This is a genomic window from Pseudoclavibacter sp. CFCC 13611 (genome assembly GCF_008831225.1).
Lineage (GTDB): Bacteria > Actinomycetota > Actinomycetes > Actinomycetales > Microbacteriaceae > Pseudoclavibacter_A.
Window position 1 is genome coordinate 97,176 of the sequence record NZ_WBKE01000001.1, and the last position, 24,887, is coordinate 122,062.

General features: G+C 66.7%; 24 protein-coding genes. 21 read left to right on the forward strand and 3 right to left on the reverse strand.

Annotated elements, in window-relative coordinates:
- Positions 1-96: 96 nt before the first annotated feature.
- The 3 genes from F8O08_RS00410 (at position 97) to F8O08_RS00420 (ending at position 3,248) form a co-directional block, all read left to right on the forward strand.
- Positions 97-1,488, forward strand: a complete 1,392-nt coding sequence (locus F8O08_RS00410) for an NAD-dependent succinate-semialdehyde dehydrogenase (protein ID WP_158042290.1) — start codon at positions 97-99, stop codon at positions 1,486-1,488.
- A 102-nt stretch (positions 1,489-1,590) separates the two neighbouring features.
- On the forward strand, positions 1,591-2,763 hold the full coding sequence (locus tag F8O08_RS00415; RefSeq protein WP_158042291.1) for a pyridoxal phosphate-dependent aminotransferase: 1,173 nt from the start codon (positions 1,591-1,593) through the stop codon (positions 2,761-2,763).
- Between the two features lie 26 nt (positions 2,764-2,789).
- Complete coding sequence (locus tag F8O08_RS00420) at positions 2,790-3,248, forward strand: Lrp/AsnC family transcriptional regulator (RefSeq protein WP_158030601.1); 459 nt, start codon at positions 2,790-2,792, stop codon at positions 3,246-3,248.
- 36 nt (positions 3,249-3,284) lie between these two features.
- Here the strand turns inward: F8O08_RS00420 and F8O08_RS00425 are convergent, their stop codons facing one another.
- Positions 3,285-4,499 (reverse strand): MFS transporter, encoded by a 1,215-nt coding sequence (locus tag F8O08_RS00425; RefSeq protein WP_158030602.1) that lies wholly within the window; start codon positions 4,497-4,499, stop codon positions 3,285-3,287.
- A gap of 172 nt (positions 4,500-4,671) precedes the next feature.
- Here F8O08_RS00425 and F8O08_RS00430 point away from each other — a divergent pair, with 172 nt between their 5' ends.
- From F8O08_RS00430 to F8O08_RS00445, 4 genes are all read left to right on the forward strand, one after another.
- Positions 4,672-5,772 (forward strand): histidinol-phosphate transaminase, encoded by a 1,101-nt coding sequence (locus F8O08_RS00430; RefSeq protein WP_158042292.1) that lies wholly within the window; start codon positions 4,672-4,674, stop codon positions 5,770-5,772.
- A 29-nt stretch (positions 5,773-5,801) separates the two neighbouring features.
- On the forward strand, positions 5,802-6,995 hold the full coding sequence (locus F8O08_RS00435; RefSeq protein WP_158042293.1) for a thiamine pyrophosphate-dependent enzyme: 1,194 nt from the start codon (positions 5,802-5,804) through the stop codon (positions 6,993-6,995).
- Positions 6,992-7,996: an alpha-ketoacid dehydrogenase subunit beta gene (locus F8O08_RS00440; RefSeq protein WP_158030605.1), complete on the forward strand. Its 1,005-nt coding sequence runs from the start codon at positions 6,992-6,994 to the stop codon at positions 7,994-7,996. Before F8O08_RS00435 ends, F8O08_RS00440 begins: the two co-directional genes overlap by 4 nt.
- A 61-nt stretch (positions 7,997-8,057) precedes the next feature.
- Positions 8,058-9,554: a dihydrolipoamide acetyltransferase family protein gene (locus F8O08_RS00445; RefSeq protein ID WP_158042294.1), complete on the forward strand. Its 1,497-nt coding sequence runs from the start codon at positions 8,058-8,060 to the stop codon at positions 9,552-9,554.
- 47 nt (positions 9,555-9,601) lie between these two features.
- On the opposite strand, the gene F8O08_RS00450 is transcribed toward F8O08_RS00445, so the two are convergent.
- Positions 9,602-10,411 (reverse strand): hypothetical protein, encoded by an 810-nt coding sequence (locus F8O08_RS00450; RefSeq protein WP_158042295.1) that lies wholly within the window; start codon positions 10,409-10,411, stop codon positions 9,602-9,604.
- Positions 10,412-10,557: 146 nt separating this feature from the next.
- Entirely contained in the window at positions 10,558-10,680 is a 123-nt protein-coding gene (ykgO, locus tag F8O08_RS00455) for a type B 50S ribosomal protein L36 (RefSeq protein WP_028245785.1), read from the reverse strand.
- A 171-nt stretch (positions 10,681-10,851) separates the two neighbouring features.
- On the opposite strand from ykgO, the gene F8O08_RS00460 reads away from it, so the two are divergent.
- From F8O08_RS00460 to F8O08_RS00525, 14 genes are all read left to right on the forward strand, one after another.
- The gene (locus F8O08_RS00460) at positions 10,852-11,484 is read left to right on the forward strand and encodes an ECF transporter S component (protein WP_192497670.1); all 633 of its coding nucleotides are present in this window, start codon (positions 10,852-10,854) and stop codon (positions 11,482-11,484) included.
- 86 nt (positions 11,485-11,570) lie between these two features.
- Positions 11,571-12,782: a permease gene (locus F8O08_RS00465; RefSeq protein ID WP_225733517.1), complete on the forward strand. Its 1,212-nt coding sequence runs from the start codon at positions 11,571-11,573 to the stop codon at positions 12,780-12,782.
- Positions 12,769-13,557, forward strand: coding sequence for a TIGR03943 family putative permease subunit (locus tag F8O08_RS00470; RefSeq protein ID WP_158042297.1), 789 nt, complete (start codon positions 12,769-12,771; stop codon positions 13,555-13,557). The genes F8O08_RS00465 and F8O08_RS00470 overlap by 14 nt, the downstream gene beginning before the upstream one ends.
- Positions 13,538-14,791 carry a hypothetical protein gene (locus tag F8O08_RS00475; RefSeq protein WP_158042298.1) on the forward strand — a complete coding sequence of 418 codons (1,254 nt, stop codon included), beginning with the start codon at positions 13,538-13,540 and terminating at the stop codon, positions 14,789-14,791. The genes F8O08_RS00470 and F8O08_RS00475 overlap by 20 nt, the downstream gene beginning before the upstream one ends.
- 273 nt (positions 14,792-15,064) lie before the next feature.
- Positions 15,065-16,054 carry a metal ABC transporter substrate-binding protein gene (locus F8O08_RS00480; protein WP_192497671.1) on the forward strand — a complete coding sequence of 330 codons (990 nt, stop codon included), beginning with the start codon at positions 15,065-15,067 and terminating at the stop codon, positions 16,052-16,054.
- 231 nt (positions 16,055-16,285) lie between these two features.
- Positions 16,286-17,131, forward strand: coding sequence for a metal ABC transporter ATP-binding protein (locus tag F8O08_RS00485; RefSeq protein ID WP_158038600.1), 846 nt, complete (start codon positions 16,286-16,288; stop codon positions 17,129-17,131).
- Positions 17,128-17,994 (forward strand): metal ABC transporter permease, encoded by an 867-nt coding sequence (locus F8O08_RS00490; protein ID WP_158042299.1) that lies wholly within the window; start codon positions 17,128-17,130, stop codon positions 17,992-17,994. The genes F8O08_RS00485 and F8O08_RS00490 overlap by 4 nt, the downstream gene beginning before the upstream one ends.
- Positions 17,991-18,866, forward strand: coding sequence for a metal ABC transporter permease (locus F8O08_RS00495; RefSeq protein ID WP_158038598.1), 876 nt, complete (start codon positions 17,991-17,993; stop codon positions 18,864-18,866). Before F8O08_RS00490 ends, F8O08_RS00495 begins: the two co-directional genes overlap by 4 nt.
- A 36-nt stretch (positions 18,867-18,902) precedes the next feature.
- Positions 18,903-19,319: a Fur family transcriptional regulator gene (locus F8O08_RS00500; RefSeq protein ID WP_192496934.1), complete on the forward strand. Its 417-nt coding sequence runs from the start codon at positions 18,903-18,905 to the stop codon at positions 19,317-19,319.
- 125 nt (positions 19,320-19,444) lie between these two features.
- Complete coding sequence (locus tag F8O08_RS00505; RefSeq protein WP_225733518.1) at positions 19,445-20,674, forward strand: TIGR03364 family FAD-dependent oxidoreductase; 1,230 nt, start codon at positions 19,445-19,447, stop codon at positions 20,672-20,674.
- A gap of 48 nt (positions 20,675-20,722) precedes the next feature.
- On the forward strand, positions 20,723-21,418 hold the full coding sequence (locus F8O08_RS00510; RefSeq protein WP_158042300.1) for a phosphonatase-like hydrolase: 696 nt from the start codon (positions 20,723-20,725) through the stop codon (positions 21,416-21,418).
- The gene (locus F8O08_RS00515) at positions 21,415-22,494 is read left to right on the forward strand and encodes an alcohol dehydrogenase catalytic domain-containing protein (RefSeq protein ID WP_225733519.1); all 1,080 of its coding nucleotides are present in this window, start codon (positions 21,415-21,417) and stop codon (positions 22,492-22,494) included. Before F8O08_RS00510 ends, F8O08_RS00515 begins: the two co-directional genes overlap by 4 nt.
- A gap of 234 nt (positions 22,495-22,728) precedes the next feature.
- On the forward strand, positions 22,729-23,703 hold the full coding sequence (locus tag F8O08_RS00520; RefSeq protein WP_158042301.1) for an EamA family transporter: 975 nt from the start codon (positions 22,729-22,731) through the stop codon (positions 23,701-23,703).
- A 219-nt stretch (positions 23,704-23,922) separates the two neighbouring features.
- Positions 23,923-24,864 (forward strand): phosphate/phosphite/phosphonate ABC transporter substrate-binding protein, encoded by a 942-nt coding sequence (locus F8O08_RS00525; RefSeq protein ID WP_158038595.1) that lies wholly within the window; start codon positions 23,923-23,925, stop codon positions 24,862-24,864.
- Positions 24,865-24,887: the final 23 nt, after the last annotated feature.

A 24,887-nucleotide genomic window follows, 5' to 3' on the forward strand; every position in this document is an offset into this window, starting at 1 on the left:
TATACGATCACCGGCGATTCCTCCCATTCCGTCCACTCCGATGACGCGGCGGATAGGATGGCCGCCAACCGACCCCAACGACAAGGAGACCTCACTATGTCAACGTCGACATACGCTGTGACCAATCCCGCCACGGGTGAGAAGCTGGCCGAGTACCCGGCCATCCAGGACGCCGCGCTCGCCGAGGCGATCAGTCGAGCCACCGAGGCGCACGCACGCTGGAGCACGACTTCGATCGCCGAGCGCGTCCAGGCCATCCACCGCGTCGCCGCGCTGCATCGGGAACGCCGAGATCGGCTGGCTGAGATCGCCACCCGCGAGATGGGCAAGCCACTCGAGCAGTCGCTGGGCGAAGTCGACTTCTCGGCCGACATCTACGACTACTATGCCGACCATGCCGAAGCGTTCCTGGCGGATGACCCGATCGAGCCGGCCAATCCCGGCACGGCGTTCGTACGCAAGGCCTCGCTGGGGCCGCTGCTCGGCATCATGCCGTGGAACTTTCCCTACTATCAGGTGGCTCGCTTCGCCGGCCCGAACCTGATCATCGGCAATACGATCCTGCTGAAACCCGCTCTGCAGTGCCCGGAGTCGGCGCAGCAGATCGAAGACATCATGGCTGAAGCCGGAGTCATCGACGGGGCGTACGTCTCGGTGCTCGCCACTCATGAGCAGATCGAATCGGTCGTCGCCGACCCACGTGTGCGCGGAGTCTCGCTGACCGGCTCTGCCCGTGCCGGTGCGGCGGTGGCTGCGCTCGCGGGGCAGCACGTGAAGAAAGTCGTGTTGGAGCTGGGAGGCTCCGACCCGTTCATTCTGCTCAGCACCGACGATCTCGATGCCACGGTCGAAGCTGCCGTTGCCGCGAGACTCGACAACAACGGGCAGTCGTGCAACGGGGCGAAGCGCTTTCTGATCGTCGACGACCTGTACGACGAGTTCCTGCGGCGCTTCGTCGCGGCGCTCAGCGACGTGCATGCGCAGAACCCCGCAGTGGCGCCGGACATCGCGCTCGGGCCGCTCAGCTCGCTGTCGGCTGCCGAGCTGCTCAGCGATCAGGTGCAGCGAGCACTCGACCAGGGGGCCACTGCGGTGCTCGGCGGCCCCGAACACCGCGGCGCCTACTTCGATCCCACAGTTCTCACCGGGGTGACGCCTCAGAACGACGCCTATCGTGAGGAGTTCTTCGGCCCGGTGGCGCAGGTCTATCGCGTCAGCGACGAAGACGAGGCGGTGCAGATCGCCAACGACACGGAGTACGGCCTCGGCTCCTACCTGTTCACGACGGATCGCGCCCAGGCGCTGCGCGTGGCAGATCGCATCGACGCAGGCATGGTGTACATCAACGAAGTGGGCGCCGACTCGGCTGAGCTGTCGTTCGGCGGGGTCAAAGGCTCAGGCAACGGCCGCGAACTCGGTTCGCTGGGCATTCAGGAGTTCGTCAACAAGAAGCTGATCCGCTCTGGAGACGCCGATCTGCTGAGCTGAACACAGTTGGCCGGAAAATATCCGGCAGATATTGCAGACACCGGAATTCTTCCGTAATCTGAATGTGGTTGTTTACTCATTCGCAGGTTCAGGAGGACGCAGATGGTTCCGGGAGATCTCTCGCTCGTCGCACAGAGCACGCCGCGCTCGGGAATTCGTGACGTCTTCGACGACTGCGAGCTGATTCCCGACGTCATCACCTTCGCCGTCGGCGAGCCGGCGGAGTCGGTGCCCGAACGCGCGGCCAAGGCCGCATGCGAGGCGATCAGCCGAGGCGACACCCACTACACCAACGTGCTCGGCGTGCCCGAATTCCGCGCCGCCGCAGTCGCATACACCAAACGCGCCAAAGGCCTCGAGTACGACGCCGAGACCGAGGCCCAGGCGGTGCCTGGAGCGACCTTCGGCCTGTATCTCGCTCTGCGGGCGCTGCTCAACCCCGGTGACGAAGTCATCATTCCTTCACCGCACTTCACCTCGTACGATGCGCAGGTGCTGCTCTGCGAGGGGCGGCCGGTGACGGTGCCGCTCCGGCCTGAGAACGGCATGAGGCTCAACGCCGAAGACATCGAGCGCGCGGTCACCTCACGAAGCAAGGTCGTGATCGTGAACTCGCCCGGAAACCCAACCGGTGCGGTGACCTCGGCGGCCGAGCTGGAGCGTATCGCCCAGGTCTGTCAGCGGCATGGTCTGTGGGTGATCTCGGACGAGGTGTACCACGCCTTCGTCTACGGTGACGCCCCGGTCGCCCCGTCAATCGCGTCGTGCCCGGGCATGCGCGACCAGACCGTCATCGTCGACAGTCTGTCGAAGACGTATGCGATGACCGGGTGGCGCATCGGCTACCTGCTGGGGCCGAGCGCTCTGGTCGAAGAGACGGCGAAGATCGCCGAGCTGATCCATTCGTCGAACAACACCCCTGCGCAGTTCGCCGGCGTCGCGGCGCTCAACGGCCTCGACGCCGACATCGCACGCATGCGCGACGCATATGCCGTGCGCCGTGACGCGGTGCTCTCTGCTCTGCAGGATGCGCCGAACCTGCGCGCAGTCGCGCCCGACGGCGCCTTCTACGTGTTCGTCGACGTGCGCGACAGCGGTTTGGACTCTGCCGAGTTCAGCAGCCGTCTGCTGCAGCACGAGCACGTGGCCGTCGTGCCGGGTGAGGCGTTCGGGCCGCTCGGGCAGGGGTTCGTGCGCATCTCATATGCGGGCGATCTCGATGAGATCGTCGAGGGCATGGGACGGCTGGTCAGGTTCGCCAATCAGCTTGGCTGAGCGGTGCGAGCCGTAGACTCGGAGTCATGGACAGCATCGACCAAGCCATCGTCACCGCACTGCTGACCGAGGGGCGGTCGACCCTCGCGCGCCTCGCCGAGGTCTCCGGGCTCTCCACCTCGGCTGTGCAGTCGCGGGTGCAGCGTCTCGAGCGAGACGGCACGATTCGCGGGTATCGAGCGGTCATCGACCACGAGGCTGTGGGGCGGCCGCTGACCGCCTTCATCGAGATCACGCCGTTCGACCCGGCCGCCCCTGACGATGCCCCCGAACGTCTGCGGGGCGTCGCGGGCATCGAGGCCTGCTATTCGATTGCGGGGGATGCCAGCTATCTGCTGCTGGTTCGGGTTGCGGCTCCGAGTGTGCTCGAAGAGCTGCTGCAGCAGATTCGCAGTGTGGCGAACGTCAGCACACGCACCATGGTGGTGCTGCGCACGTACTTCGAGGGTGAGCCCGAGCCTGTCGGCGAGCCGCAGCGCGACTGAGGTCGCCTCTGCCGTGCCGGTGAGGTCCGAGCGCGGTCAGCGCTCGCCGATATGAATCACCGGCACAGCGCTGGTGTCGAGCAGCGGCCCTGAGCGCACCGTGAGATCAGGCAGCTTGGACGTTCCGAACGCCGGCAGCAGCACCGCCAGGACGGCGAGCCCCGCACCGAAGAGCATCGCCGACTGCGCCCCGACGTGGTCGACCAACACGCCTGAACCGGCGCTGCCCATGGCAATGCCGGCGAGCAGCCCGCTCGACATCCATCCGAAGGCCTCTGTGGCATCCCCGCTGCGCAGGCTCGACGAGACCACGTTGTACATCACCGCAAGCGAAGGGGCGGTCCCGAGTCCGGCCACGAAGAGCGCGGCCCCGACCCACCACGGGTTCGGCGACAGCGCAGCCGCCAGCGTTCCGATCGCCAGGGCGCTCTGCCGCGTGGCCATCGACCAGGGCCGCATGGCCACCCGCGCCATCACGATGCCGCCGACGATCGAGCCGATCGCGAACACCGCGATGATGATGCCCACGGTGAACTGCTGCCCGTCGAACATGGCGACCGCCGCAGCCTCGACGGCGCCGTAGCTGGCGTTCTGCAGCGCACACGAGACGATGGCGATCAGCACCGGCCATTTGAGCAGCACACCGCCGAGTCTCTTGCCGCTGACGGGAAAAGTCGCGAGTCGAATCGCCGGAGCCGTCAGCAGCAGCACGCCGCCGACGAAGCCGAGGGCGGCGACCAGTGCCAGTGCGATGCTGGTGCCGGCCAGCGGTGCCACCGCCGTGACCAGCACCGGGCCCACCACCCAGATCAGCTCCTGCGTGATGGAATCGAGCGAATAGACCTGCGCACTGAGCCGGGGCGGCACCAGCACCGGATAGAGGCTGCGCGTGATCGGCAGAATCGGCGGCGTGCAGAAGCCGAGCACGATCGCCAACAGCATGAACGCCCACAGCCGATGCGGGCCGAAGGCGATGGCCGTCATGGCCGCCGCGTTGAGCAGCAGCGTGGCCCCGAGCAGGCGCCTGGCGCCCAACACGATCATCCAGCGCCCCATCAAAGGGCCGGACACCGCCGCGCCGATCGAGAAGGCGGCGACGGTGAGTCCGGCGTCCGTATATCGTCCGAGGACGTGCTCGACGTGCATGAGCAGCGCGATGCTCAGCATGCCCTGCGGCATGCGTGCGATCAGCTGCGAGCCCATCAGGCGCACCAGGCCGTCGACGCGCACGACCTCGCTGAGAGAAGCCATCAAAACCTCGCAGACACGACAGCGTGAACCACAGATCACTCAGTTGAAAGGGAAGATCAGGTCGAGGAGCCGCGGCTCGGATCGGCATGACGCTGTTGATTGTCGCACAGAACAGAGGGCTTCGGTGCGTGTGGGGCGGGCGAATCGTGCGCAGACGGCATACACTGAAAGAATGGATGACCCGCGACAACAGCCGTCCGTCGAGACGGCTCCAGTGAAGATTCGACCCGAGATCGCCAGCGCAGCTGCCTATCGACAGGGACGCCCCGCTCCGACCGGCGGGTTCAAACTCAGCTCGAACGAAGTGCCCTTTGCCCCGCTGCCCTCAGTCGTGGCGGCCATCGAAGGAGCTGCCGAGAGCATCAACCGCTACCCTGACTCTTCGGCCGCCGACTTGGTGCGCCGCCTGGCGGCGCTGAACCACGTCGACGACGATCAGATCGCGGTAGGCCCGGGATCGATCTCGGTGCTGCGCCAGCTGATCACCGCGGTGGCCGTGCCCGGCGACGAGATCGTCTACGCCTGGCGTTCGTTCGAGGGCTATCCCTCGGTGGTCACCCTCAACGGCGCCACCTCGGTGCAGGTGCCGCTCACTGACGACGGTCGGCACGATCTCGATGCGATGCTCGATGCGATCACCGACCGCACTCGCGCGGTGCTGCTGTGCAGCCCGAACAACCCGACCGGCACCACGCTGACTCATGACGAGGTCGAGCGCTTCGTGGCGTCCGCCCCACGCGACGTGCTGATCGTGATCGACGAGGCCTATACCGAGTTCGTCCGTGATGAGGACGCCGTCAACGGGCTCGCGATCATCGCCGACCACCGCAACGTGGTCACGCTGCGAACCCTGTCCAAGGCGTACGGGCTGGCCGGGCTGCGTGTCGGCTATGCCGTCGGCGATCCCATCGTGATCGCCGCAGTGCGTGCTTCGGGGCTCCCGTTCGAACTCACGACCGCCACGATCGAGGCTGCGAAGGCTGCGCTCGACGCCCGTGAAGAGCTGGACGAGAGACTCGAGATTCTGGTCAGCCGGCGCAACCAGATCGAGGCCGGTCTCGTCGACCAGGGCTGGCAGGTGCACGAGTCACAGGGAAACTTCGTGTGGCTGCCGACCGGTGACCAGACCGAGTCAGCCGCTGAGATCCTCGAAGGGCACGGCATCATCGCGCGAGTCTTTCCCGAGGGCATTCGTGTGACGGTCGGAGAACGCCAGTCTATAGAACCCCTCCTAAGCGCCACCGCTGAAATTGTGCGTGGTCTGGAGAATTAACACAGAAGTGCGCGCCTAGATTGGGGAGCATGACTTCGACTTCGTCCGCTTCGACGCTTCGCCCGGCTGAGGCCGAGCACACCGCGACGTCAGATGCGCCATTCGACTCAGCGACCGGAGTGCAGCTGCTCGACCCCTCAGGGGCACGACAGCGGAACGACCGCAATGAGCCCTACCAAGGCCTCGTCGACGGTCTGTCGCTCGACGAGCTGCAGCAGTTCTACCGAGACATGGCGATCATGCGTCGTCTCGATGCAGAGGGAACCGCGCTGCAGCGTCAGGGGCAGCTCGCGCTGTGGGTGCCGTCAGTGGGGCAGGAGGCCGCGCAGGTCGGCGCCGGTCGCGCGACTCGTCCCCAAGACTGGGTGATGCCGTCATACCGCGAACATGTGATCGGCATGATCCGCGGCGTCGACTTCGTCGACATGCTCGACATGCTGCGCGGCAACACCCACGGTGGTTGGGACTGGCAGCGCACGCATTTTCATCTCTACACGCTTGTCATCGGCACCCAGTCACTGCACGGCACAGGCTATGCGCAGGGTGTGGCGCTCGACGGGCTGGTCGGCACCGGCGACTTCGACCGCGACACTGCGGTGCTCACCTGCTTCGGCGACGGCGCGACCAGCGAGGGCGACGTCTCAGAAGCGATGATCTTCGCTGAGAGCCTGCACGTGCCCGAGGTGTTTCTCTGCCAGAACAACCAGTGGGCCATCTCGGTGCCCGTGGGCATCCAGGCCGCACGTCCCCTCGCCGACCGCGCGGCGGGCTTCGGACTCAACGCTGTGCGCATCGACGGCAACGACGTGCTCGCGAGCTATGCCGTCGCTCGCAGCCTGCTCGACGACGCCCGCTCGGGCGAGGGGCCCGGGTTCATCGAGGCGGTGACCTTCCGTCGCGGGCCCCACACGACATCCGACGACCCGACGAAGTATCGCACCCGGGAGCTCGAGGCGTGCTGGGCCGACCGCGACCCCATCACTCGCTACGAGACCTGGCTGCGCACCGATCGCGATGTGCCGCAGGCGTTCTTCGACGAGGTCGAGCAGCAGGCGGGCGATGAGGCCGCACGCGTGCGCGAGGCCGTGCTGCACCTGCCCGAGCCCGAACCTGCGAGCATGTTCGCCCATGTCTACAGCGAACCGCACCCGGTGATGCAGGCGCAGGCCGCCTGGCTGGCCGACTACGAGGCGGGCTTCGCAGACGAGGAGGAGCAGGCATGAGCGCCCAGACCGAGACGCAGAAGCGCGTGCGCGAGCTGCCGATGGCCAAGGCGATCAACGCCGGGCTGCGTGAGGCGCTCGCGAATGACGACCGCGTGCTGCTCTATGGCGAGGATGTCGCCGCACTCGGCGGCGTGTTCACCGTTACCAGCGGGCTGCAGCAGGAGTTCGGCGTGCGTCGCGTCTACGACTCGCCGCTCTCTGAGGCGGGCATTGTGGGCACGGCGATCGGTCTTGCCATGCGTGGCTATCGTCCGGTGGTCGAGATCCAGTTCGACGGCTTCATCTTTCCTGCGTTCGATCAGATCACCAGCCAGCTGGCCAAACAGACGAACCGTCACGAAGGCACGCTGTCGATGCCCGTGGTGATCCGCGTGCCGTACGGCGGCGGGGTCGGCGCCATCGAGCATCACCAAGAGAGCCCCGAGGCGTACTTCGCGCACACCCCGGGTCTTCGCGTGGTGGCGCCTTCGAACGCGAACGACGCCTACTGGATGATTCAGCAGGCGATCGCGAGCGACGACCCAGTGCTCTTCTTCGAGCCGAAGCGTCGCTACTGGCAGAAGGGGCCGGTCTCGCTGGATGCCGCTCCCGGCGAACTGCATGGCTCGCGCATCGTGCGTCCGGGCGATCAGGTGACGGTGATCGGCTACGGTGCGATGCTGCCCGTGCTGCTCGATGCCGCAGAGATCGCCGCGAAAGAGGGCGTCAGCCTCGAAGTGGTCGATGTGCGCTCCATCTCTCCGATCGACTACGGGCCTCTGGTGGAGTCGATCGAGCGCACCGGGCGCGCCGTCGTCGTGGCCGAGGCCCAGGGGTCGGTGTCGGTCGCCAGCGAGATCGCCGCCCAGCTCGGGGAACGGGCGTTCTACTCGCTCGAGGCGCCGGTTGCCCGCGTCACCGGTTTCGACGTGCCGTTCCCGCCCGCGAAGCTCGAACATTTTCAGGTTCCCGACGCCGATCGTGTGCTCGACGCCGTCGATCGTGTGCTGGAGTACTGATCGACGTGAAGTGCGAGACGACGCTGGCGGTCGGCAGCAGACAAAAAGTGAGGAACGACGCATGAGCGAGACCTTCGCGCTCCCCGACGTGGGAGAGGGCCTCACCGAGGCCGAGATCGTCAACTGGCTGGTCAAGCCCGGCGACTCTGTCGTGGTGAACCAGGCGGTTGTCGAGATCGAGACGGCGAAGTCAGTCGTCGAGCTGCCGGTGCCGTTCGCCGGCACCATCGAGCAGCTGCACGCCGACGTCGGCGACATCGTCGAGGTCGGCGAGCCTCTGGTCACCGTCGGCGTCACAGCAGCGGCCGCGCCGTCGGCATCGGCGCCGCAGCCAAGCGAGCCGCAGCCAGCCGAGCCGGTGCCCGCCACTGCCGACACATCCTCATCGCCCCGCGCAGAGCAACGGTCTGCGGCTGCGACCGCGGCCGCGGTCGCACCGAAGGCCGGTCGATCTGCCGACGCCGACGAGGGCGGCGCCAATCTGGTCGGTTACGGCGCGAGCAAACGGCCGAAGTCGCGACGCACACGTCGTCTTGCGGCCCACAGCACCTCGCAGCACACACAGACGGATGCGCATACCGGAGGCTCGCCCAACAACGGAGCCGCCGCCTCCCGTGCGTCGACTGCCGGGGTGCACACACAGCATCCGCGAACGGGCAGTCCGAGCCTGCCCGCGATCGCCCGTCCGCCGATCCGCAAGCTCGCCAAAGACCTGGGTGTGACGCTCTCAGAGGTCACCGGAACCGGGCACGGCGGAGAGGTCACCAGACAGGATGTCGTCGCGAACGCGAAGCAGATGAGCGTGTTCCGCAACATTGAGACACCGGAGTGGCCGGCCGGTCGCGAGCAGGTGGTGCCGACCAGCGGCCGTGACGAAGTGGTCAAAGTGCACGGGGTGCGCCGATCGATCGCCAAGGCGATGGTGTCATCGGCGTTCACCGCGCCGCACGTGACCGTGTTCGTCGACGTCGATGCGACTCGTACCATGGAGTACGTTCGTCGGCTGAAGAACTCGTCGGCGTTCGCCGGCGTCAAGGTCTCGCCGCTGCTGATCATGGCCAAGGCCGTGATCTGGGCTGCTCAGCGCAACCCCGAGGTGAACTCGAGCTTCGACGACGAACGCATCACGATTCACCACTATGTGAACCTGGGTATCGCAGCGGCGACCCCCCGCGGGCTGCTGGTGCCGAATATCAAAGAGGCTCAGTCGCTGAGCCTGCGCGAGCTGGCCCAGGCGCTCGGCGATCTGACCGCGACCGCTCGTGCCGGGCGCACACCGCCGGAGGCGATGCAGCACGGTACCATCACCATCACCAACATCGGCGTCTTCGGCGTCGACGCGGGCACCCCGATTCTGAACCCGGGCGAGGTCGCGATCACAGCGATGGGCGCGATCAGGCAGAAGCCGTGGGTCGTCGACGGAGAGGTGCGGCCGCGCTTCGTCACCACGGTGTCGGCCTCATTCGACCATCGCTGCGTCGATGGGGATGTCGCCAGCCGATTCACCGCAGACGTCGCCTCAGTGCTCGAAGAGCCTGCCCTGCTGCTCGACGTCTGAGCGGTGCGGTCGGCGCGAAGGCTTCGCACCGACCGCGCAGACGACGGTCAGGCGGCGATGTGCACGGCCCGCAACGGGCCCGAGGGCTTCGACGCCCACACTGCCACGTAGCGGCCGATCTTCAGACCCTTCTCCCGGCTGATCTTGAAGAACGCGCCCGCCGGTGCATCGGGCACCAGGGTGTCGGCGGCGACGGCCTTCTCGCAGTCTCCGCTCTTCACGCTGGATCCGAGCGCCGAGAACGCCGCCTTCGAGAAGGCTGCGAACTCGTCGGGCGAGGTCTGCAGGCGATTCGCGAAGGCTGCGACCCAAGCCTCGGCCTGCTGCGCCGAGGCCGTGGGCCCGACGAGCAGCAGGGGAGTGACCGAAGCGTCGTTGGTGCGGGTCAGCTGCACGGGAATCACGATCGGGTCGACGACGAAGCCGCTCTGTGCGAATGCCTGCTGGGCGCGCTGCAGTCGGCCGGCCGATGTGGCCTTGTCTATCAGCGCGGCGACGATCGCGATAGCGAAGAGGATCAGCGGGCCCCAGACCAGCAGCCAGAGCCCCGGTGAGAAACTGCCGTCGCGGCCGGTGGTCGAGGCGAACAGGTCGAAGAACGTGGCTCCGGCCGCCTTGTTTCTGGCATTGCCAAGCGAGACGAACGCCGAGATGACGTTGCGCACCAGCAGCACGAGGCCTGCGATGATGCCGATGCCGACCACGAGACTCCACGCCGAGCTCGGGGCCACGACGTCGCCGAAGCGTTTGGGGTCGCTCTTGAGCTGCTGTTCGAGCGCGACCTCTGGGCGAGCCGGCCCACCGCCATTCGAGGGTGAGTGAATGCGCGGCGGAATGCGAGGTGGGATGGATGACATCGAATTGGCTCCTGTCGATAGTGTGAACCGCCTTGGTTCTGACGTGCAGGCTTCGACGGCGAGGCCAGACACGAATGAACCCCCGATCCAATGAATCGGGGGTTCATCATGTCACCGGCGAAGCCGATGACGAAGTCTCGTGTGGGTCAGCCCTGACGGCCGTTCCAGCGCGGGTTCTTCTTGTTGATCACGTAGGTGTGGCCGCGGCGACGAACGATCTTCGAGCCCGGCTTGTTCTTCAGTGACTTGAGCGATGCGCGCACCTTCATGGTCACTCCTCTCTTCTCGGTTGTACGTCATTTACCGAGGCGGCAAATACGTCAAAGCTGTGTGGGTATGCAACCCGACGCTCAAGCATAGCCCATTAACCGCCTCGGTGCATGATGCAATGAGCGGGCGAACGGTCGTCTCGATTTGACTGCACCCCTATGCTAGTGAGTATGACTCGCAGTAGCTCTTCTCGTTCTTCTCGATCACAGCACGTCGACGGTGTCGAGGCTGGCTCTGCGCGCGGACTCTGGCACTGGTCGACACGCGAGCTGCTCGTCGCCGCGGTGATCGGGGCATTCGGAGCCGCCATCACTGCGGCGACGAAGGTCGCGGCGGTTGCCCTCTATGCCGTCTCGCCCATGCTCGCCGCCCCGATGACCGGCACGGCCCTGTTCGTGGGCGTCTTGGCGGCCAGCCTCATTCGGCGCCCGGGAGCGGCGCTGGTGGCCGGCTTCGTCGCCGCCGTGGTGGTGACGCCGTTCGGCGGCTTCAACCCGCGAAACATGGTCGCGGCGCTCGTGGTCGCGATCGCGGTCGAGCTTGCTCTGCTCATCGGACGGTACCGACGCTTCGGTCTGCTGAGCTGTGTGGTTGCGGCCCTGATCAATGCGGCGTTCCTCTTCAGCATTCACTGGTTCGTGTGGCATCTGGCGCGCACTCCGCTCTGGGTGCAGATCGGCACCGGTCTCTCGCTGCTGGTCGGGCAGCTGCTCTGGGCAGAGATCGGCGTCTGGCTCGCAGCGGCGCTGCGTCGCGCCGGGCTGGCCTCGACGGCTCGGGCGGTGCGCACGCGTCAGCCCTGACGTCTGGGCAGGCGGCCCGAGCCTGAGCACGAACCGACGTTGACGCCGCTGGGCTGTGCACAGGATCCCGTGGAATAATGAGCGCCGTGTCAGCCGCATCCGATAGTGAGAGCAGGTCTCGGCCCGCCACTCGCCGCGACCGCAGCGCTCTTCGAGAGCCTCCGGTCGAGGTCGACCTGCGGACGGCTGCCGAACACGCAGAGGAGCAGCGTGCGGTCGCGGCGCAGCGATTCGCCGCAGAGCCGGCTGCCGGGCCCGCCCACGACGAAGACATGACGAGCTCGAGTCGCGAGAGTGCTGGCGCCGTTCGACGACGGATGCTCTGGCCGCTGATCGCGCTGCTCGCGTTGGCGGTCTTCATCGTCATCCGCATCGCGAGTCCGCTGCAGGATGTGACGTTGGGCGATGCGCTGAGCGACTGGGTCACTCTGTCGCTCAGCGTGCTCGTGGAGTCGACGCCCTTCGTGGTGCTCGGCATCATCATCGCCATCGCGCTGCGCTTCTGGCTGCCGCAGGGCCTGCTGCTCGATCATCTGCCGCGCAACGGCTTCATTCGCCGAATCATCATCTCGCTGTTCGGCATCCTGCTGCCGGTGTGCGAATGCGGCAACGTTCCGGTGACCCGAGGGTTTCTGAGTCGCGGCATGAACATTGGCGACGCGTTGACGTTTCTGGTGGCCGCCCCGATCGTGAACCCGGTGACGATCATCACGACCTATCAGGCCTTCGGCTGGCAGAACGGAGTGCTTGTCGGTCGTGTCGCCGGTGCCCTGGCGCTGGCCAATCTGGTCGGCTGGCTGTTCAGCCTCTATCCCGAGCAGCGCCGTCTGCTGACCCCTGCCTTCGACGAGGCCTGCCGACTTGACGCGCACGAGCATGCGGGGGGCGGATTCGTCGGGCGGCTGCGTTCCAGCGGTGGTGTCTTCCGCACTGAGACGCAGGCCATGCTGGTCGCCTTGATCGGTGGCGCGTTCATCGCCGGGGCCATTCAGGTGTTCGTGCCGCGTCATGTGCTCGTCGATCTCGGCGCCGACCCGGTCTGGGGCGTCGTCGCCCTGATGCTGCTGGCATTCATCGTCTCGATCTGCTCGAACGTCGACGCCTTCTTCATCCTCGCACTGGGCTCGACGTTCCTGCCGGGCGCTCTGGTCGGGTTTCTCGTGTTCGGCGCGATCATCGACATCAAGATGCTGGCGCTGCTGCGCACCACCTTCTCGACGCGGACGCTGATCTGGCTGACGGCGATCGTGGCACTGTTCGTCCTGGTACTCGGATCGGGGATGAATGCACTGGCCTGAGCACTTTCGACGTTGGCACGGCGTCGTCATCGCCGTCGCGCTCTCAGGCTTCATCCTGTGGCTGGCAGCGCAGCATCATCTCGATCTCTATGTGAACCCGCGGTACGTCTGGTTCGCCGTGGCCATGGCTGCGGTCGCTCTGCTGCTGGGCGTGGTCGCGGTCGTGCTGCCAGACCGCGATCACGATCACGATCACGACCACGACGACCACAGTCAAGGCGACGATGCGCGGCCGCCCACGCGAAACATCCGACGCTGGCCTGTGGTGAGCGGCGTCGCCACCGCCGTCATCGTGGCCATGCTGGCCGTCGCGCAGCCCACGACGCTCAGTGCCTCGCAGGCTGTGACGCGAGACGCCGCCGTCGGCGGCACCACGCTCGCCCAGACGATGACCGGCGACATCGCGACGGTCGGCGCCGGCCCCGAGTCGTTCACGATGTCGGACTGGGCGTCGACGATGCAGCTGCGTGGCGATCTGTCGTTCTACGACGGACACAATGCGACGTTCTCGGGCTTCGTGACGCCGGATCGACAGGATCCCGACAACGTCATGCTCGTGACGCGGTTCATGGTCACCTGCTGCACGCTCGACGCTCAGCCGGTGTCGATTCCTGTCTATCATCCCGGCTGGCAGGCGACGTATCCGCCGCAGTCGTGGGTTGAGGGCAGCGGCGGCTTCGCGGTGAACGCGAGCCAGTCGAGTCCGTATGCCGTCGTCTTCGCGCCGACCGATCTGCACAGCATCGAGGAGCCCGGTGACCCGTATCTCAACTGACCGCTCTGGTGTGACGCATCGTGCACGCTGGCCCTGGCGACTCGGGGTCATCGGCACGATTGTGCTGCTCGTCGCGGTGTTCGTCGGCGCCCAATGGTACGGGCAGCGCGAGAACACCGTGCTGACCGATGCCAACGCGGCGGCTGTCGCCGACGAGGCACCGGTGCTCTCGCTGCGGCGTGGCGGCGGATACCAGGATGACAGCGCACTGCGCGGCGACGACCGGATCGTGCGCTCCGGCATCAGCGACACGGGCATGCAGACCGTGTTCACTGCGCCGCGCATTCAGACGTTCGTGGTGGACGACCGCTGGATCGTGGTCGCCGTGGCCGATCGCAGGACGGCTGCCACGAAGCTGGAGCTGCTCGATCGTCAGGCCTCGGACGCGACCTCCAATGATGCCCGCGAGCTCGTGCTTCCGCTGGAGGCGACAGTCATCGGTCTCGCTCTTTCAGGAGACACAGTCTCGGCGACGATCAACCCCCTCGACTACGGCGAGCCCGGCGGGCAGGTCGTCGCCTGGAATCTGGCCGGTGCGGACGACTCGGTGCCGGGCACACCTGTGCACACTCCGGGCGGCGAGCTGGTGCAGGGCAACCAGGTCGTGCTCACCGAAGACGGTCGGTTCGCGGTCGTTCGGCAGTGGGACAACACCATGCTGCGCGTCGCGCTCTTCGAAGTGCGCACCGACCAGCAGTACGACGACGAAGAACAGGCCCCGCTGCCGTTGGGCAGCTACACCGAGGTGCTCGGGTCGGCCGCGCAGCAGCGGCTGCTGATGTCGGATCAGAACGGGACGTTCGCTCTGGTCGACCCGGTCAGCGGCGGGCGCCAGCACCTGGACACCTCGCAGCCGAAGGGCGTCGACAGCGGGTCACGGCTCGTGCAGCTCGCGCCGGCGTCGTTCGGCGCTGTCGCGGTGTACGAGAGCAGCTCTGGAGACCAGACCACAGACACCGTCTACGCACTCACCGGCGACGGTGCTCGTCGCATCGCCACATCGCCTGGGCGAGGGTCGGTCTCTGGGGCGTGCGCATCACCATCGGGAAGGTTCATCGCAGTCACGACGGCGCCTGACGACGCCGCGGACGACGGCTATGTGATGATGCCGAATGTGACCGGTGCGAACACCGAGATCTTCGCCGCCGATCAGCCGGTGTCGATCGGCACTCTGCCCGGGCTTCGCCCGAGCTGGTGTCAGGGATATCAGCGGGTGCCCGCCGGGCTGTACTGAGCGCAGGCGACGACGCGCGCCGCCTCTAATTGACATCGATTCCCATTAGCGCTTAGAGTGGGCGCGTGGTTGTCGTCGCTCCGGCGCCGGCCTGCCGCAGACATCGAGGATGCTCTGCTCGGCGGCCTGCGTCGGGGCGGCACATCTGTCGTCAGACTCGGTCTCGACTCTGACGGTGCTGCGCTCTGGGCGGCAGAAGCTGGCCCGCAGAGCATTCGCATCGTCATGAACGGCACCGCACATTTCACACCAGCATTTTGGAGAGAAGTCTCGATGAAGTACACCCGCACCGCATCAGTCATCGGTGTCGTCGCCGCGAGCGCTCTGCTGTTCGCCGGCTGCAGCAGCCAGAGCAGCAGCCCGTCGGCAGCACCGGCCAAGAGCGATCTGAAGATCACGGTCTCGACCACGCAGCTCGGCGATTTCACCAAGCAGGTCGTCGGTGACACCGGTGCCGAAGTGACGCAGATCGTCGCTCCGAACCAGAGCCCGCATGATCTCGAGCTCACTGCCGCCAACTCGGCTGCGCTCGCCGACTCGGGCGCGGTCATCGTGAACGGATTCGGTCTCGACCAGGTCGTCAGCGATGCCGCACCGGCTGACAAGATCATCGACACCAGCACGGGTGTCACGCCGATTCCTGCGACCGACGATGAGAAAGAGGAGGCCGAGGAGGGCCACAGCCACACCGAGCTGGTCAACGATCCGCACATCTGGACAGACCCGGCGAACGCCAAGATCCAGGTGCAGAACATCGCCGACGGGCTGGCCAAAGCCGACCCTGACCATGCCGACGCCTACAAGAGCAACGCCTCGGCCTACGAGGCCAAGCTCGACGATGTCGACAAGTGGATCAAAGACACCTTCGCCCCGGTGCAGCCCGATGCACGCAAGTTCGTGTCGACGCACGACGCATTCGCCTACTTCGTGAAGGCCTTCGACATCACGCAGGACGACTCAGTGCTGAACAGCCTCGACGACCACGCCGAGCCCAGCGAAGCCGAGCTGCAGTCTCTGGTGACCAAGATCAAGGGCACCGGGGTCAAGGCCGTCTTCGCCGAGGCTTCGGTCGATCCGAAGATCGTGCAGCGCATCGCCGACGAGTCGGGCGTGAAGCTCTACTCGGGTGATGACGCACTCTACGGCGACTCGCTCGGCGAGGCCGGCTCAGAGGGCGAGACCTACCTGAAGGCCACCGTGCACAACGTCACGCTCATCGGGCAGTCGTGGGGGCTCGACCCCAAGGCTCCCGAGGGCCTCTGAACGTCATCGGGGTCTCTGCCCCGCGCCTGACGGGCATGGTCTTCATGCTCGTCACACCGCCATCGTCGCGACGCGAATGCGCTCGCGGCTGGTGAGCGCATCCGCTCGATCACGCGCAGCACTGCGCGCGACCGGGCGGTTTGCGCTTTCCGGCGACCATTTCGACGCCACGGCGACGTGGCGTACCGACCCCTCAGCAGATCAGAACCGAGTGCCGATACAGTGAACACCATGCACGCCCCCAAGCCGACCCTGCAGTTCTCTCATGTCGATCTCGGCTACGACAGCACCACCGCCGCGCTCGCCGACGTCGACGGCACGCTGTGCGAGGGGCAGGCGCTCGCGCTGATCGGGCCGAACGGCTCAGGCAAGTCGACGCTGCTGAAAGGCGTTCTCGGACTGATTCGCGTGCAGCACGGCTCGATCACCGTGCTCGGTCGCCGCCCGGCCGAGGCGCGAGAAGACGTGGGCTACCTGCCGCAGACCACTGACATCGATGCGGCCTTTCCGGTGACGGTGCGCCAGGTGGTGGCGATGGGGCGCTACCGCAGACAGACCGGTCGGGCCTTCGGGTGGGTGCGTCGGGCGAGCGCGGCCGACCGCGCGGTCATCGAGCACAGCCTCGACCGGGTCGGGCTCACCGGGCTGGCGAGTCGGCGCTTCGGCCTGCTGAGCGGCGGCCAGCAGCAGCGAGTGCTGCTGGCACGTGCGCTGGCGGGCGACCCGCGCATCCTGCTGCTCGACGAGCCGTTCAACGGTCTCGACGAGACCAACCGCACCGCCCTCGAACGCATTCTCGAGACCCTGCTCGCAGACGGTCTCTCTGTCGTGCTCTCCACACACGACATCGGCCTCGCGCGAGTGGTGTGTTCGCACGTGGCGGTGCTCGCCGGACGACAGGTCGCCTTCGGGCCCATCGACGAGGTGCTCACCCCGGAGGTCATCGAAGAGGCCTACAGCGGTGGCAGCGACGTGGCAGAGGCCTTCTCGTCGAGCTGGCGCCCCCACCACCCGGATTCGGGCACGCATGACACCGGGGCCGATCCGCACATCGCGCCGCTCGGAGACCATCGATGAATCTGATCGTCCCGTTTCTGCAGTACGACTTCATGCTGCGCGCGCTGCTCGCGTTCGTCGTACTGGCCGTGCTGGCCGCCGCCATCGGCCCATTCGTCGCTCTGCGCGACCTCGAGTTCGTCTCAGACGGCCTGGTGCACGCGGTGTTTCCCGGGCTGGCGATCGGGGCGCTCGCGCTCGGTCGTGACGGCGCGCTGCCCGGAGCGATCATCGCAGGGGCGATCGCGGCCGCTGTGCTCACGCTGACTGCGACCCGGGTGAGGCAGGCGGACGCTCCGGTCGCGGTGGTGCTGACCACGGCGTTCAGCATCGGTGTGATCGCCGTCTCGGCGAGCGGCTTTCCCGGGCAGCTCGAGCTGCTGCTCTTCGGGCAGATGTTCGCGATTCGTCCGGCGCAGCTCTGGTCGATCGCGATCGTCGCCTCAGTCGCTGTGGTCGCGATGATCGTGACGCGACGTGGGCAGCTCTATCGGGCGTTCGACCCAGAGGGCGCGCGTGCAGCGGGCTTTCGACCTGTCGCCACCGACCTCGTGCTGAACATGTCGCTGGCCGTAGCGGTCGTCGCAGGCTCGCAGGTGCTCGGCAACCTGCTCGTGCTTGCGCTGCTGATCATTCCGGCCGCGTCTGCGCGCAACTTCGGCGCCGGGATCATCGGCATGGTCGTGCTCTCCGGGGTATTCACGCTGGTGGCCGGCTGGGCAGGGCTGGCAGTCGCCTTCGACGTCTCGGTGGGACGCGGTGTGAATCTGTCGCCGAGCGGCGCGGTGGTCGGGGCGTTCGTGGCGATCTATGCCGCGTCGCTCATCATCGGTGCCGTGCGCCGGGCCGGGCTGCACCGTTTGCGACGGGGGAGTGCATCATGAACGTGCTCACCGACGCCATCGGGTTCTTCGGCCAAGCCCTCGTCGAGGCGGTGCTGGTCGGCGCGCTCGCCGGGCTGGTCGGCGTGCTGGTGGTGCTGCGCAAGCGCACCTTCTTCGCGACGGCGCTGACGCATGCCACCTTTCCCGGAGGCATCATCGCCGTGCTGCTCGGCTGGAACGTTCTCATCGGCAACGCGATCTTCGCCGTCGTGCTCACACTGGTGATGCTCGCGCTGACGACCTGGTGTCGTCAGCGAGCCGCCGTCGCCAGCGGTGTGGTGCTCACCGGCGGGTTCGCCCTGGGCACCGTGCTCACCGGGCTGAACCCGTCGCTGCCCATTCGGGTCCAGACATTTCTCACGGGGTCGATTCTGTCGGTGGCCCTGCCTGATGTGCAGTTCGCCGGCATCCTGCTGGTGATCTCGATTCTTGCGGTCGTGCTGCTGCGACGGCAGCTGCTGTTCTCGACCTTCGACCCGGCGGGCTACGAGGCGGCCGGGTTCCGCGGCTGGCGCATCGATGCGGTGGTGCTCGTGCTGATCACCGCCACCGTGGTGGCGCTGATGCCCGCGGTCGGCGCGATTCTAGCGATCGCGCTGCTGGCTGCCCCGGCTCTCGCGGCAGCACAGCTGACCGTGAGCATGCGCGGGATGCTTTTCGTCGCTCCGATCCTCGGCGCGGCGAGCGGAGTCATCGGGCTGCTCATCTCGGCACGGTGGCCGGTGCCCGCGGGGCCGGCGATCGTGCTCAGCGCCACCGGAATTCTGCTGGTGTCGTGGGCGGTGCGCCGAGCACTCGGGCTGGTGCGCCAAAGCGGTCTGAGGCGGTTGCAGAGGACGCCGCTGCCAGAGGGTGCGTCGACGAATCACTGACGACACAACGTGTTCGGGTGGCACAATGGAGGCATCATGACCGATGTGAAACGGCGAAACACCTGGCAGCAGACCGCGGTGCGCGAAGCCCTCGAACGCGAGCACGGCTTCATCAGCGCGCAGGGGCTGCACCTGCGCATGGTCAATGCCGGGTCGACGGTCAGCGTCGCCACGGTCTACCGTGCGCTCAGCCGTATGGCTGAAGACGGCGAGGCCGACGTGCACATCGACGCCGATGCGCAGCAGCTCTTTCGGGCCTGCGGCAACGAAGCTCACCATCATCACCTGATCTGCCGGCAGTGCGGGGCCACTGTCGAGATCTCGGCTCCTCCAGTCGAGCGCTGGGCGCATACCGTGGCCGCCGAACACGGATACACCGACGAGGCGCACGTGATCGACGTGATCGGTCTGTGCCCCAAGTGCACCGCGGAGCGCGCTGGGCAGCTGCGCTGAGTACTGCAGCCTGTCGGACGAACAGGCTGCCCCCAGGTGACCAGCAGGTGACTGTTCGGCGAAGTGTTCACGAAGAGAGTCACGATCGGCAGTGTCTGCCCGGCCGGCGGTGGCATGGTTCTGCTGTGACCCCCGACATCTTCGCAACTGATTCCACCGACTTCGGCGTCATCGGCTCCGGCACGACGACTTCGATGCGACAGCAGCCAGCCCTCATCGATGACGCTGGTGCTCGCTCTCTGTCGGCAGCAGACGCAGACCACTTCGACCTCGTGGTCGCGGGGTCGGGAATCGTGGGTCTCGCATACGCCTACGAGGGGCTGCAGCGAGGTGCCCGGGTTATGGTGATCGACCGTGCCGCCGAGATCTGCGGCGCCTCGGTGCGCAACTTCGGCCACGCGTGTATCACCGCCCAGTCGGGCATCGCGCGCGAGTACGCGGATCTGGCCAGACCTCGCTGGCTGCGTCTCGCGCGCGAGGCGGGCTTCGCAGCGGCGGAGTCCGGAACCGTGGTCGTCGCCCGCAGCGACGAAGAGCGGGCGCTGCTCGACGAGTTCGCAGCGACGCGCGACGGCGAAGTCCGGCTGCTTGACGCAGCTGCGACGAACGAACTGGTTCCTGTCCGGCCGGAGCCCACTGTGGGCGGCGCCCTGCTGCCGCTCGATCTGCAGGTCGACCCCCGCACCGCCGCGCCAGCGATCGCCCGCTGGCTCGCTTCGCAGGGTGTGCGCTTTCTGCAGCGCACTGCAGTGACCGGCGTTGCCGAGGGAGTCGTCAGCACCTCGCGTGGCGAAGTGCACGCTGATCGCATCGTGGTCGCGGTCAATCACGACATTGACGAACTCTTTCCCGAGATGGCCGAGCGCACCGGGGTGCTGCGCTGTCATCTGCAGATGATTCGGGCTCGACCGCGTCTGCGCTTCGCGCTGCAGCATCCGCTCTTCACCGGCTGGTCGATGCTGCGCTATTCGGCGTTCGCCGAGTGCGAGGCGGCCGCTGCCGTACGCTCGCGGCTGCATGCCGAGCATCCGGTCGCCGCCGAGCTCGATCTGAACCACATGCACACCATGTCTTCGACCGGCCATCTCTACATCGGCGACACACACCTGCGCACCGTCGCGCCGCAACCGTTCCAACCAGAGAGTGGCTTCGAGACGCTGCTGGCGTTCACTCGCGACCTGTTCGGGGTCGACGATCTCCACGTCGAGCAGCGGTGGCAGGGCGTGTACGCCTCGGCACCGGAGCGCGAGTATCTCGTGGAGTCTCCGTGCGCGGGCGTGCAGGTCTCGACGGTGACCACCGGCATCGGCATGACCACGGCGCTGGGTCTGGCACACGTGACGCTCGATCTCTGAGACCCAACACACCAATCTCGAGCAGCAGACCATTGAAAGGAAACCATCATGCACGGGCTCTTCGCTCTTGACATCGCAGGAACCACCGTCGACGAAGGAAACATCGTCTATGACGTGCTGCGCCGGGCAGTGACCGAAGCGGGCGCCACGATCGACGAGAGTGCGTTCGCCGACTGGACCGGCGTCGAAAAGCAGTGGGCGATTCGCAACCTGCTGCGTCTCGGCGGGGCCGATCACGATGACGCCAGGGTCGCCGAGGTGTTCGCCTCGTTCACCGCGATGCTGCAGCGCGCCTACCGAGACACTCCGCCGCGCCCGGTGGCCGGCGTCGAGACGTGGATGCGCGAGGCGCGCAACGCCGGAGCCGCCGTCGTGCTCACCACAGGTTTCGCTCGCCCCGTCGCCGATGCGCTTCTCGAGGGGCTGGGCTGGCGGGTCGAAGCGGGTGACGCGGATGCGACGCTCGATGGCCTGATCTGTGCCACTGAAGTGCGTGCCGGCAGACCTGCGCCCTATCTGATTCAGCACGCCATGGAACTCGCCGGTGTCGAAGACGTCGTGCAGGTGGTGGCTGCAGGCGATACTGCGGCCGACGTGCTGGCCGCTCGTCACGCGGGTGTGCGCGCCGTCGGCGTGCTGAGCGGTGCAGGCAGCCGAGAGCAGCTCGAGGCGGCCGGGGCTGACGTCGTGGTCGACTCAGTGATCGATCTGTCCGTTGACATTGCGACCGCGGCGACCAGATGACCGCTGCGACAGAGATGGTCTGGCTCGGCGAAGATCGTTTCGACGCACATCGGGTCGATCTTCCCGAGCTGCGACCCGGCGAGGTGTTGGTGCGCGTTCTCGTCGCGGGTATCTGCGGTTCAGACCGCCATACCGTGCTCGGTCATCGTGACGCGCCGTGCCCCTCGGTGCTCGGGCACGAATCGGTCGGCGAGGTCGTGGCGGTGGGGCCGTGTGCGCCGGATGCCCCGGTTCCGACGGACGTCTGCGGCGGCGGTCTGCAGATCGGCGACCGCGTCGTCTGGTCGGTCACGGTCGCCTGCGGACACTGCGATCGCTGTCGAGCCGGCATCACCGCCAAGTGTCGTCATCTGCGCAAAGTCGGCCACGAGCGTGTCGACAGCGGATGGCCTCTTTCCGGCGGCTATGCATCGCACATGCTGCTGCCGGTGGGCACCGCGATCACACGCGTGCCCGACGGCCTCGGGAATCGGGCCGCATCTCTCGCCTCGTGCGCCGGTGGCACGGCCGTTGCGGCGATCGAAGCAGCCACGCGGATGCTCGGACGTGCGGATCTCTCAGGTCTCGACGTGCTGGTGGTCGGCGCTGGTGGGCTCGGCACGATCGCGACGGCTGCTGCCGTCGCGATCGGCGGTGCGGTGGCGGTCTCCGACCTCTCTGCCGAGCGGCTGGGCACGGCATGTCGGTTCGGCGCTCGAGTGCACGATTCGGAATCTGACGCGGATGAGCGCTTCGACGTCGCGCTGGAGTTCTCCGGCACCCCGTCGGGCGTGCGAAGCGCGCTCGCAGGCCTGCGTCTCGGCGGTGTGATGGTGCTGGTCGGCGCGGTCTCTCCGATCGGCGAGGTCGCCTTCAACCCCGAACACGTGGTGCGCGACCATCTGACCATCACCGGGGTGCACAATTACGAACCCCGGCATTTGGTCCGCGCGGTCGAGCTTCTGGCGCGCGACCCGCTCTGGGAAGAGCTGGTCGAAACGCCACTGCCGCTGACGCAGCTGCACGACGCGCTGCTTGAGCCCGCTGCAGACCCCCGTGTGCTGCGGCGCACCGTGGCAGCTGACGCTCAGAGCTGAGGATTCGGGCGTCGGAGGCTGCGGGCACCCGCGACCACGCCCGCCGGAACCCGTTTGCCGGGCGTTCACCTTTGCCAACTAGTCTGCGAGCGACAGTGCCTAGGGTTCCGGTGCATCGCGCACGACTGGTCCGAGCGGCACCACGACGGTCGCCATCGAACGTCGTCATCTGACAGGACAAAAGCCCGGAGGAGCCCGTTCGGCGCGCCCGCGCCGTGCAGTTGGGTTCCCGTTTTGTCTCTCTTCGCCATCGCCCTCATCACCGTCGGTGCACTCGCCCACGCCGCCTGGAACCTCATCTCGAAGCGCGCGGCCGCCGGGGGCGTCGCCTTTCTGCTCGTCGGCGCGCTTGCGTCGACCCTCGTCTGGACTCCTGTCGCGGTCTGGACGCTCGTCGCAACCCCGACCTCGTGGACTGCTCTGCTCATCGGCAGCGCGGTCTCGGCGCTGCTGCACGTCGGCTATATGCTGCTGCTGCAGCACGGCTACCTGGTGGGCGACATCTCGGTCGTGTACCCGACGGCACGGGGCTCCGGGCCGCTGCTCTCGGTGATCTTCGCGATCGTGCTCTTCGGCGAACGGCCCGGCGCATCGGCGCTGATCGGCGTGGCGCTCATCATCACAGGCGTGCTCTTCATCGGGCTGAGCGACCTGCGCACGACGAACGCCGCACGTACCCGCGTCGGCGTCGTCTTCGGTACGCTCACCGGCGTCACCATCGCCATGTACACGATCTGGGACGCTCACATGGTCAACGGCGCAGGGGTGCCTCCGGTCGCGCTGATGGTCGGCTGCAGCCTCGGCGAGTCGATCGCCTTTCTGTGGATGCTGCTCGGTCGCCGCCCATCACGCCCGGCCCGCAGCGCGGATGCGTCGTCGAGGAGTGACGCAGGCAGACTCTCGGCTCTCGGCGGCGGCAAGGGAGACCGCCTGTGCACACGAGCTGACGACGCCCGGCGTCAGATCGCCGCGATCGTGCGGAGCTCGTGGGGGTCGGCGCTCGTGTTCGGCGTGCTCTCGCCGCTGTCATATGTGGCCGCGCTGATGGCCATGCGCATCGCACCGGTGTCGCTCGTCGCACCTGCCCGAGAGGTGAGCGTCGTCTTCGTCGCACTCGCCTCGTGGCTGATCTTTCGCGAGCCGAGCCCAGTGCGCCGGCTGATCGGCGCGATGGTCGTGCTCGCCGGTGTGATGGTGCTGGCGTTCTGACTCCATGTGGCCGTCGACCTCACGTTCCGAACGGCACCTCGGCATCGTCAGCGGTACCCCGTCAGGTTCACCCGGCATTCACCTCGTGACGTGCCCCGTTCACTTTTGCTGCGGTGTGCGTTCACTCCTGCGGTGAGGTCTGTTCACATGGCGTCCTTAGATTCGAGTCGTTCACCAGTAAGAGCGCGCCCTGTGGCGCAGATCGGATGAGGATTCTCCATGAAGAAACTGTTCACCAAGGTCGCGGCATTGGGCTTCGCTGCCACCGCGGCACTGAGCCTGGCAGCCTGCTCCAGCTCATCGGACTCGGCTTCGTCGTCGAATGCCGGTGGCAGCTTCGCCGAGAACTCCGACACGCTCGTCTTCGGAGCCGTGCCTGACTCAGCCGATACCGAGACCAACTACCAGCCGCTGATGGACTACATCGCCAAAGAGACCGGCAAGAAGGTCGAGTACAAGCAGTCGACTGACTATGCAGCGCTCATCGAGGCCGCGGTCTCGGGCAAGATCGACGTCGCATCGTTCTCTGGCTTCACCTACGTGACCGCCAAGAACAACGGTGCGGAGCTCACCCCGATCTCGTCGATCGTGACCAAAGAAGGCCAGGAGCCCGGCTACTACTCTGAGGCCATCGTGCCTCAGAACTCGTCGATCAACAGCGTCGCCGACTTCAAGGGCAAGAAGGTCTGCTTCGTCTCGCCCAGCTCCACCTCGGGCTTCCTGTTCCCCAGCTATGAGCTGCTGAACCAGAACATCAAGGTCAACGCCGACGACCCGTCGCAGTCAGATGTCACCGCCGTGTTCGCGGGCAAGCACGATGTCAGCGTGCAGAAGGTCTCAGAGGGCACTGAGTGCGAGGCGGGCTTCGCCGAGGACAGCGAGGTCGAGAAAGCCGGTGACAAGGTCAGGGTCATCGACAAGGTGCTCGTGCCCGGCGCTCCGATCGTGATGAACGACGCGCTGCCGCAGGATGTCAAAGACTCGCTGACCAAGACGCTCAGCGACGTCACGATCAAGCAGATCGCCGACGCCGGCATCAAGGATGCGACCAGCGAGGGCTTCGCCTCGGCGTTCTACGAGACCAAGCCGGTCGACGACAAGTACTACGACACGATTCGCGACATCTGCTCGAAGACCAACGCGAAGCAGTGCCAGGGCTGACTCCCTGAGTTCTGATCACGACG